The organism is Novosphingobium barchaimii LL02 (genome assembly GCF_001046635.1).
GTDB classification, from domain to species: domain Bacteria; phylum Pseudomonadota; class Alphaproteobacteria; order Sphingomonadales; family Sphingomonadaceae; genus Novosphingobium; species Novosphingobium barchaimii.
Window position 1 is genome coordinate 1 of record NZ_KQ130467.1, and the last position, 8,935, is coordinate 8,935.

Here is an 8,935-nt window from a genome sequence, read left to right on the forward strand (position 1 = left end):
TGTAGGCGCTTGCAACCGTAGCAGCTTCTGCTCGCAAACAGCGCCTTTTCCTGCCCAGATTACCTGACAACGAGCCGACTATGCTGCTCACGCTATCCGACAATGTGCTCGCCATCATCCGCGTCTGCTCGCAAACGGCAAAGGGCCGCTCATGGTATCTGCCAACTACAAAGTCGAGATTAGCAGTCATTTGCTGATGCGCGATGCTCACGCAGCTTTGTGGAACCCAAGATCAGAAAGTACACGATGGGGCAAACCACCATCAGCATCACTGCTGGATCGGTAGCCCATCTCGTTGGGCCATCGCTGTCCGGCTCACTTGCTACCGCGAGCATGAGCGCGATTGATCCTCGCACAGCGGCGTAGGTGGCAGGAACAAGCAGGATGTGGAGAAGCCACCCGTAGCGGAACCGCATGGCGCCAAACCAGCAGAGTACAGCTATGGCGGGTGGAGCGAGTGTGGCGGCTACGAAGCCGCAGAACCAAATGGCAAACCCTGCCGGAGTCAGCGTATCGCGATAGTAGCTGGCGATCCCATCCGGTCGCAATCCGAGAGCGACGAAAGAGCCTGCGACGACAACGGCACCCAAAGCCGTCAGTCCGACGCCACGCAATGTCCCGTGTCTCGGCATCAATCTATGCAATCCAGTAAGCCATTGATCAGGCTGCTCGCACTTTGGCTCGGAAGAAGGTCGTTTCCGACCCAATCAGATCGGGGTCGATCCCGCTCTCCTCGGCGGCCAGTTGCTGGATGATCCGCCAAATCTCGGGGGCGGTGAGGCGCGCGCCGTCGCGGGCAAGCCTGCCACGGTTCTGCTCCGTGACCAGTCGGGCGAGATCGCCGATAGTGTCGCACCTCCGAGGTAATCGCCGGCGGTCGAGGTGCCGTAACCATAGCCCCGCGTAGGCGCTCGCTCCAGCAGCGAAGATGCGAAGGGGAGGTGCCAGCGTCGTGAAGGCGAGGATCGCGACCGCGACAGCGAAGCAGAGACCACTGACAATCCCAAGCCATCCGGCTCGCGTCGCCGGCATCTTGAGGTCGGTATCGGCTTCCAGGTCGCTGAACGCTTGGCGCAGCTTCCCACCGATCAGCGGCGCCAACGGCGCATCCGGCCCGACGTGCCGGCCAAGCCCGAGCGCGCGTCGAAGCCTGTAGAACGTCATCTGCGTGGCGCATGTCGTGCCGCCCCCGCTGTAGGCTGCGACATGCGCGACGACATGGTCACGCACCTCGCCGAACGTTGTCCAAGGCAGGTTCGAGCGCAGGCGCAGATCGAAGGTGCGCTCGATTGCGAGGAAGAAGTCGGTGTCGTCGCCATCACCGACCCAGCCAACCGTATCGAGCACCTGCATGAACCCGGCTCCTCAGCGGTTCTGCAAAACGACCGTTTCTGACGAGCCGATCGCCTTGCTGGGCCGGCAACGTAAATCTGCGGGCCGCACTTTGTCAAAACTGTTCTGGAAACCCGCGTCGCAAAACGGTATGCCCCGCACGAGTTTGGAGAAGATCAGACGCTCATGCGGGTCGGCTATGCCAGGGTCAGCACCAGCGACCAGAACCCCGAGCTCCAGCTCGATGCGCTGCGGCGGGCCGGCTGCGAGCGGGTGTTCACCGAAAAGGCGTCGGGCGCGCGCGATGACCGGCCCGAACTGGCGCGCATTCTGGAAGACGTGCTGCGCGCAGGCGACACGCTGGTTGTTTGGAAGCTCGACCGCCTCGCCCGCTCGCTCAAGAAGTTGATCGCCACGGCCGAGGATCTGGAGCGCGAGAAGATCGGGCTGGTGTCGCTGACCGAGAGCATCGACACGACAACGCCGGGTGGCATGCTCACCTTTCACGTGTTCGGCGCCATCGCGCAGTTCGAGCGTGCCCTGATCCGCGAGCGAACTACCGCGGGGCTAGTGGAGGCGCGCCGGCAGGGTCGCAAGGGTGGCCGCCCATCGGCAATGCGCCCGAGCGACGTCGCCGCGGCACGGGCGATGATGAAGGAGGGCACGTTGCCGGTGCGCGACATCGCCAAGCGCATGGGCGTGTCGGTCGCGACCCTCTATCGCTATGCAGGCAAGCGCGGCAGCGGTGCATCGATCAAGGAGGCTGCAACAGCCCATGGCTGACCGGGCGAAGCGACCGCCTGGAGAGGCGCTGATCGATCTTCGCCGACGGTTGTCGCTGTTGCCCCCACGCGACCCCGGTCGCACCGAGATCATCGCCCGTGCGGCCGAGGCCTATGGCATCTCCATCTGGACCCTTTACCGGGCGTTGCGCGAGCTGAACCGCCCCAAGTCGGTGCGCCGGTCCGACCATGGTGCGACGCGGGTTGCCCCGCAGGCCGAGATGGAGCGCTACGCCGAGATCGTCGCCGCACTGAAGATCAGGACCACCAACAAGAAGGGCCGGCACGTTTCGACCGCCCGCGCCATCGAGTTCCTGGAAACCGATGGCGTCGAGACGCCGGAGGGCCTGGTCAAGGTAGCACCCGGCCTGCTGAAGCGGGCGACCATCGACCGGCTGCTCCGCTCATCAGGGCTGGACTATGCCCGCGTGACCCGCCCCCACGCAGCCGTTCGTTTTCAGGCGCGGCGATCCAACGAGCTGTGGCACTTCGACATGAGCCCGTCCGACCTCAAGCAGGTCGAGGCGCCGCTCTGGATCGAGCAGGGTCGCGGCAAACCCACGCTGATGCTGTTCTCGGCCGTCGATGACTGCTCGGGCGTGGTCTACCAGGAATATCGCAGCGTCTATGGCGAGGATGCCGAGTCCGCGCTGCGCTTTCTATTCAACGCCTTCGCCGCCAAGCCTGAGCCCGAACTGCCGTTCCAGGGCCTGCCGGTCACGATCTACATGGACAACGGCCCGGTCAGCCGGTCGCGCGTGTTCCAGTCGGTGATGGGCAGCCTCGGCGTGCGCGTCCTCACCCATCTGCCGCCGAAGGCCGACGACCGGCACACCGCGGCCCGCGCCAAGGGCAAGGTCGAGCGGCCGTTCCGCACGGTGAAGGAGGTGCACGAGACGTTGTACCACTTCCACAAACCCAAGGACGAGGCGGAAGCCAATCTGTGGATGCGGCGTGCGCTGGTCACCTACAACAACGGCGACCATCGTTCCGAGCCACACGCGCGGATCGAGCACTGGCTGCGGCACCTGCCCGGCGATGGCGTGCGGGCCATGTGTTCATGGGAGCGGTTCTGCGCCTTCGCTCGTGAGCCCGAGCGGCGCACCGTTGCGGGCGACGCGACCGTCTCGGTTGAGGGCGCTTCCTACGAGGTCGAGCCCGAGCTCGCCGGCGAGACGGTGACGCTGCTCTGGGGGCTGTTCGACCAGCAGCTCTTCGTGGAGCATGACGGCAAGCGGCATGGCCCTTACGAGCCGTCGCGCGGCGCCGTGCCGCTCTACCGCTATCGCAAGTATCAGAAGAGCCGCGCCGAGGAGCGGCTCGACAAGGTGGTCCGGCTCGCTGACCAGCTGGGGCTGCCCCGCGCGACCGTGACGGGCGGCGACCGGCCGCTGCCGTCGCTGCCGCCCTCCACCGCAGGGCTCGCGGTGCGGCAAACACCTTTTCCGGAGCCGGCGGTCGAGACGGCATACCCGACCGGGCTCGCGGCGCGCCACGCCATCGTCGACCAGCTCCGGCGACCGCTCGGCTCGCTGCCTGAGGCAGACCGCGCCTTCATCGACGCGCTGCTGGGCGAAACGCTCGACAAGACCATCATCGCTGACCGCATCCGAGAGCGGTTCCAGTCAAGACGGGGGACAAGCTGATGCTCGCCGACGTTCAATCCAGCTACGGGCTCGCCCGCCCGTTCCAAGGCGTCGGCAACTTCGAGACAGAGCATCAGCGCAACCTCGTGCGCGAGGTCTGTGCGGCCGTGCAGACCGGCAGGTTGATCGTCGTCTCCGGCCTGGTCGGATCGGGCAAGACGCACCTGCTGCGCCGCATCGAGGACGAGCTGGCCCGGGCGGGCAAGGTCGCCGTCGCCAAGTCGCTTGCGGTCGACAAGCGCCGCACCTCGTTGCCCTCGCTGATCGAGGCGCTGTTCTACGATCTCTCGCCCGGTGACCGTGCCCAGGTGAAGATTCCCAAGCAGGCCGAGCGCCGCGAGCGCGACCTGCGCGACATCATGCGCAAGGGCAAGCGCCCGGTCGTACTGGTGGTCGACGAGGCGCATGACCTGCACCACAAGACGCTGACCGGCCTCAAGCGGTTGATGGAGGTGGTGGCTGATGCCGGCGTGCTGCTGTCGGTCCTTCTGGTCGGCCATCCTCGGCTACGCAACGACCTGCGCCGCCCGCAAATGGAAGAGATCGGCTACCGCACGACCACCTTCGACTATGAGGGCATCGGCGCCGAACGCCGCGACTATGTTGCCTGGCTGCTCGGCGCCTGTGCGGCCGAGGGGGTCAAGGTTGCCGACTTGATGAACGAGGACGCGATCGACCTCATCGCCGAGCGCCTGCGCACCCCGCTCCAGATCGAGATGCACCTGACACTCGCCTTCGAGCAGGGCTTCCGCTTCGCTGCCAAGCCCGTCACGGCCGAGATCGTCGAGCAGGTGCTGTCGCGGGCGATTGACGACCTCGAACCCACGCTGACGCGCAACGGTTACGATGCGGGCGCGCTCGCCAGCCAGCTCAACACCCGGCCGTCCGACATACGCGCGTTCCTCGCCGGAACGCTGGACGCCGAACACACCCGCGACCTGACCGAGCGGCTCCGCGAAGCCGGTGTGCCGATATGATACTGGCTGTCCTCGCCTTGGTATCTCCCGCACGCGGACGCAACGCATGTCGTCTGTGCCACCGATTGTGGACGTTGCGCTTCTCTCATAGCCTGCCGGCATGAACAGGCATCTTACCGCAGCTTCTTTATCGATCGTCAGCTTGCTCAGCGCGTGCTCGGCCTCGGCCGAGAGGAGGTTGGAGGGACGAGTCTTCGACATCCCGAGAGCCAACGACATATCCGACAATGATAAGCCGTTCTTTCTACCAGCGCTCGATCCCAGCGACGGGTTCTCGTTCTACCTAAATCCGAGCGCAAGCTTGCCGGAGCGAAACTTGGTGGGCGTGGCAAGCAAGAAGCGGATGTGTGCCCGCGCAGCGGGAACAGAGGCGCTTGTCAACTCGACTGTCTGCGCAAGTCGCCCGCTTTCATGGCGCGGCCGAACACTGCGCAAGGTAAGTGATGGTGTTTTCTGGACATACCAGTTGCCAGCCGAAGCAGGTCAGAAGCGTCCTCCATCGCTGGCGAGTTGCTCCGCCATGGGCGGAGGCTCGCGGCCGGGGCTCTGCACGGCCAATCTGCCGTATGACAATCTCGTGCTGACGATTCACTTCCGAGACAATCAGGTCGGCTCGCTCCAGGCATTATACGATCAATCCGTTGCTAGCCTGAGGAAGTGGGAGCGCTGATGCTTACGGCAAACCCGGCGGGAACGATCGCTGCCAGACCGCTCACCGGCACTCCTCGCTATTGGCAGAAAGCGAGAACAGGCCTTCTCCGTTTGCGAGCAGGCGCGGATGATGGCGAGCACATTGTCGCATAGCGTGAGCAGCATGGCCCACCTGCTGTCAGCAAATCTGAGCAGAAATCCGCGCTGTTTGCGAGCAGAGGCCAGTATCTTTGCAATCGCCTACAGCTATGGATCGGGCGGGCTCGCTACCATTGATCCCTCAACGCATCAGGTTCTCGCGCGCCTTGCGCTTCCAGGCCACCCGGAGGGCTTCCGGCTGATCGGCCCAGTCGGCCCCAAGCTGCGATTTTGGCCAAGTCGGAGAACGTTTTGGGAACGTGGCATTCGGTATTGACGATGGAAATCATAGAAGAGGACAGTTCGCTCCATCATAGGGAGTGGGTTGATGGATCGGAGTATTCCGGGCGGGGATTTGATCGGACGATGGAGCCTGAGCTTTGCCGATATTGATTTTGTAAATTCGAAGCCGGCCCTGACGCGCCTTGGCCTCGCCGCGCAGCTGAAATTCTTCGCTTCCCTGGGGTTTTTCGCGATCGATCCCGGCTCAATCCCTACCGATGGCCTCTCGTATCTGGCCGAGCAACTCGGTGTCGAGGCTGGCGAGATAGCCGGTTATGACTTTTCCAGTCGGACAGCACGACGGCATTGTGCGGAGATCCTGATCCATCCTGGATATCACCGCATGAAGCGGGTGGATCGCGCGCAATTGACGGAATGGATTGCTGGCGAGCTGTGCCCGGGCGGCCAGTCGATCAATGCCATGCTTGAGCATGTTTTCCTGTGGTGCCGGGACCGGCGTATTTATGGGCCGTCGCGCAAGGAGCTTGAACGTGTCGTTCGCTCACAACGGCAAGATTATCTGGACACCTGGCTGATCGGAGCCAGTGATCGGCTTTCGTCAGATGCGGTGGCGTTATTGGAAGCCTCGCTTGCCGATCCGGACAGCTCGACCGGATTCAACAGGATGAAGGGTGACGCCGGACAGGCAACGCTCGACAACATTCTCGACGTGACCGAGAAACTCGCCTTTATCCAGAGACTTGATCTTCCCCATGATCTCCTGACGGCTACGGGCAAGCCATGGGTCGATCAGATTGTTCGCCGCGTTGCCGGTGAAAAGGCCTCGGAGATGCGCCGGCATGCGCCGGCGCGACAGCTCGGCCTTTATGCGATTTATCTAATGTCGCGGGAGGCGCAACTCACTGACGCGATGATCGACCTGCTGATCGAAACCGTTCACAAGATCGGAACGCGCTCGAAACGCAAGGTGGTGGGCGATATCGCGAAAGACATCGAGCGGGTCTATGGAAAGGAGCGCCTGCTGGTCGAGATCGCCAGCGCCTCGATCAATGAACCATCGGGGCGCATCTGCGATGTCATTTTCCCGATCGCCGGTAAGGCCAAGCTGGCGGCGATCGTCAAGGAGAGCCATGCGAAGGGCGCTCTGGACCGGCGCATCTACAAGGTGATGTGTCAACGGCGGAGCAAAAGTCGGCCATTCGGCGGCGTAAAACCAGGCCATCGTGTTACATGCCGGGGGGAGTGGCGTGAGGGCGTAGCCCGAGGGCCACTCCCCCCGGCATTGGTGTAATTTTCAGGGTCTGGTTTTGGCCTTGCGGGCCCGGCTGTGCGCGAGGCGATAGCTTTCGCCGTTCATCTCGAGGATGCTGACGTGATGGGTCAGGCGATCGAGGAGCGCGCCTGTGAGACGCTCAGATCCGAAGGTTTCGGTCCATTCGTCGAAGGGCAGGTTGCTGGTGATGAAGGTGGAGCCGCGTTCGTAACGCTGGGAGATCAGCTCGAACAACAGTTCGGCGCCGGTCTTGGAGAGCGGCACAAAGCCCAGTTCGTCGATGATGAGCAGCTTGTATCCGGCCATCTGCTTCTGGAAGCGCAGAAGACGGCGCTCGTCGCGGGCCTCCATCATTTCGCTGACCAGCGCTGCCGCGGTGGTGAAGCCCACCGACAGTCCTTTCTGGCATGCTGCCAGTCCGAGCCCCAACGCTACGTGCGTCTTTCCGGTGCCTGATGGCCCCAGAGCGATGGCGTTCTCACGCCGCTCGATCCACTCGCAGCGCGCCATCTCGAGCACCTGCATCTTGTTGAGCCTGGGGATGGCGGCGAAGTCGAAGCTGTCGAGGCTTTTGACGGCGGGGAAGCGCGCGGCCTTGATGCGCCGCTCGACCATGCGACGCTCCCTGTCGATCATTTCCATCTCGACGAGGCGGGCGAGGAAGCGGATATGATCGACGCCTTCAGCGGCACATTGCCGCGCGAGCTTGTGATGCTCACGCAGGCACGTAGGCAGCTTGAGCGCCTTGAGATGGTGAGCGAGAAGGATCTCCGGGGCCTGATCGCTCATGCGGCCTCCTGCCGGTCGGAGAGCAGGCTCAGATAGGCTCTGGCAAAGGTCTTCTCGACCGTGGTGCGTGGCAGGAAGGGATAGACGTCCAGGTCCAGCCTGGGCGGTACGCGTTCGATCCGGCACAGGACGAGGTGCTTGACGGCATCGAAGCCGATGGCGCCAAGATCGATGGCCTGTTCGACCGCCGCCTGGAGATCGGCGAGGGTGAACGTTTCCAGCAGGCGCAGTACCTGCACATATTCGCGCCTGCCATGTTTGTGCATGCGCCCTTCCATCAACCGCTGCAGTGTCGTGAACGCTTCGGGCAGGTCCCAGCCCTGCAAAGGCGCAGCCTGGTCGAATGCGTTGATCTTCTGCTCGATCAGCGGGAGATAATGGAGCGGGTCGAAGACAACCTCCTCGCGGGCATAGCAACGAGGATGACGGGCGATGACTTCGCTGCGGCAGCCGATCACCACCTCATCGACATAGGCCCTGATCCAGACCTCCTGATGGCCCCAGGCCACCGGAACCGAATAATCGTTGGTCCTGTAGCGCACCAGGGATTGCGAGGAGACCCGCCCGCCTTTCTGATCGCAGGCCTCGAAGGGTGTAGCGGGCAGAGGCTGCATGGCCGCGAGATCGCGCTGCAGCCGCTCACCGATCGTCTCGCTCTGCCCGCGCACCTTGTCCTGCTGGCGCTCGCGGCATTGCTCCTCCAGCCACAGGTTGAACGCCTCCCAGGTCGGGAACTTCGGGATCGGCACCATGAAGTTGCGCCGGCAATAGCCTACCAGCCCCTCCACATTGCCCTTCTCGTTCCCCTTGCCCGGGCGAGCATAGCGGTCGCGGATCACGTAATGTGACAGGAAAGCGCTGAACAATGTTGCACGCTGCCGCGTGCCGTCGGGCAGGATCTTCGCCACAAGGCAGCGATCGTTGTCATAGACGATCGAGCGCGGTACCGCGCCGAAAAACGCGAAGGCATGCACGTGTCCGTCCACCCAGGCCTCCGCCACCGCCGCCGGATAGGCCCGCACATAGCAGGCATCACTGTGCGGCAGATCGAGCGCGAAGAAGTAGGCCTTCTGCTCCACCCCGCCGATCTCCACCAGCGCTTCC

The 8,935-nt window shown here is 63.6% G+C and carries 9 protein-coding genes; 5 read left to right on the plus strand and 4 right to left on the minus strand.

Translation table 11 applies throughout. The features are described 5' to 3' along the window. Both V474_RS26770 and V474_RS24615 read right to left on the minus strand, forming a co-directional pair. Positions 1 to 211 (minus strand): hypothetical protein (locus tag V474_RS26770; protein ID WP_216628565.1); only part of this gene is annotated, 211 nt, incomplete at its 3' end. Positions 212 to 660: 449 nt separating this feature from the next. After that, a complete protein-coding gene (locus tag V474_RS24615; RefSeq protein ID WP_007685994.1) occupies positions 661 to 1,353 on the minus strand; it encodes a hypothetical protein in 693 nt (230 codons plus the stop codon). A 165-nt stretch (positions 1,354 to 1,518) separates the two neighbouring features. On the opposite strand from V474_RS24615, the gene V474_RS24620 reads away from it, so the two are divergent. The 5 genes from V474_RS24620 (at position 1,519) to V474_RS24635 (ending at position 7,060) form a co-directional block, all read left to right on the plus strand. Next, positions 1,519 to 2,115, plus strand: a complete 597-nt coding sequence (locus V474_RS24620; RefSeq protein ID WP_007685993.1) for a recombinase family protein — start codon at positions 1,519 to 1,521, stop codon at positions 2,113 to 2,115. Further along, on the plus strand, positions 2,108 to 3,760 hold the full coding sequence (locus V474_RS24625) for an IS481 family transposase (protein ID WP_007685992.1): 1,653 nt from the start codon (positions 2,108 to 2,110) through the stop codon (positions 3,758 to 3,760). The genes V474_RS24620 and V474_RS24625 overlap by 8 nt, the downstream gene beginning before the upstream one ends. Continuing rightward, on the plus strand, positions 3,760 to 4,737 hold the full coding sequence (locus V474_RS24630; protein WP_007685991.1) for an ExeA family protein: 978 nt from the start codon (positions 3,760 to 3,762) through the stop codon (positions 4,735 to 4,737). The genes V474_RS24625 and V474_RS24630 overlap by 1 nt, the downstream gene beginning before the upstream one ends. A gap of 100 nt (positions 4,738 to 4,837) precedes the next feature. Then, a complete protein-coding gene (locus tag V474_RS25965) occupies positions 4,838 to 5,407 on the plus strand; it encodes a hypothetical protein (RefSeq protein WP_062121710.1) in 570 nt (189 codons plus the stop codon). 447 nt (positions 5,408 to 5,854) lie between these two features. After that, complete coding sequence (locus tag V474_RS24635) at positions 5,855 to 7,060, plus strand: DUF4158 domain-containing protein (protein WP_236711436.1); 1,206 nt, start codon at positions 5,855 to 5,857, stop codon at positions 7,058 to 7,060. A 3-nt stretch (positions 7,061 to 7,063) separates the two neighbouring features. Here the strand turns inward: V474_RS24635 and istB are convergent, their stop codons facing one another. Together istB and V474_RS24645 are read right to left on the minus strand one after the other, a co-directional pair. Beyond that, complete coding sequence (gene istB / locus V474_RS24640) at positions 7,064 to 7,831, minus strand: IS21-like element ISSsp5 family helper ATPase IstB (RefSeq protein WP_007686288.1); 768 nt, start codon at positions 7,829 to 7,831, stop codon at positions 7,064 to 7,066. Beyond that, on the minus strand, positions 7,828 to 8,935 hold a 1,108-nt coding region (locus V474_RS24645; RefSeq protein ID WP_059153751.1), incomplete at its 5' end, for an IS21 family transposase. The genes istB and V474_RS24645, both read right to left, overlap by 4 nt.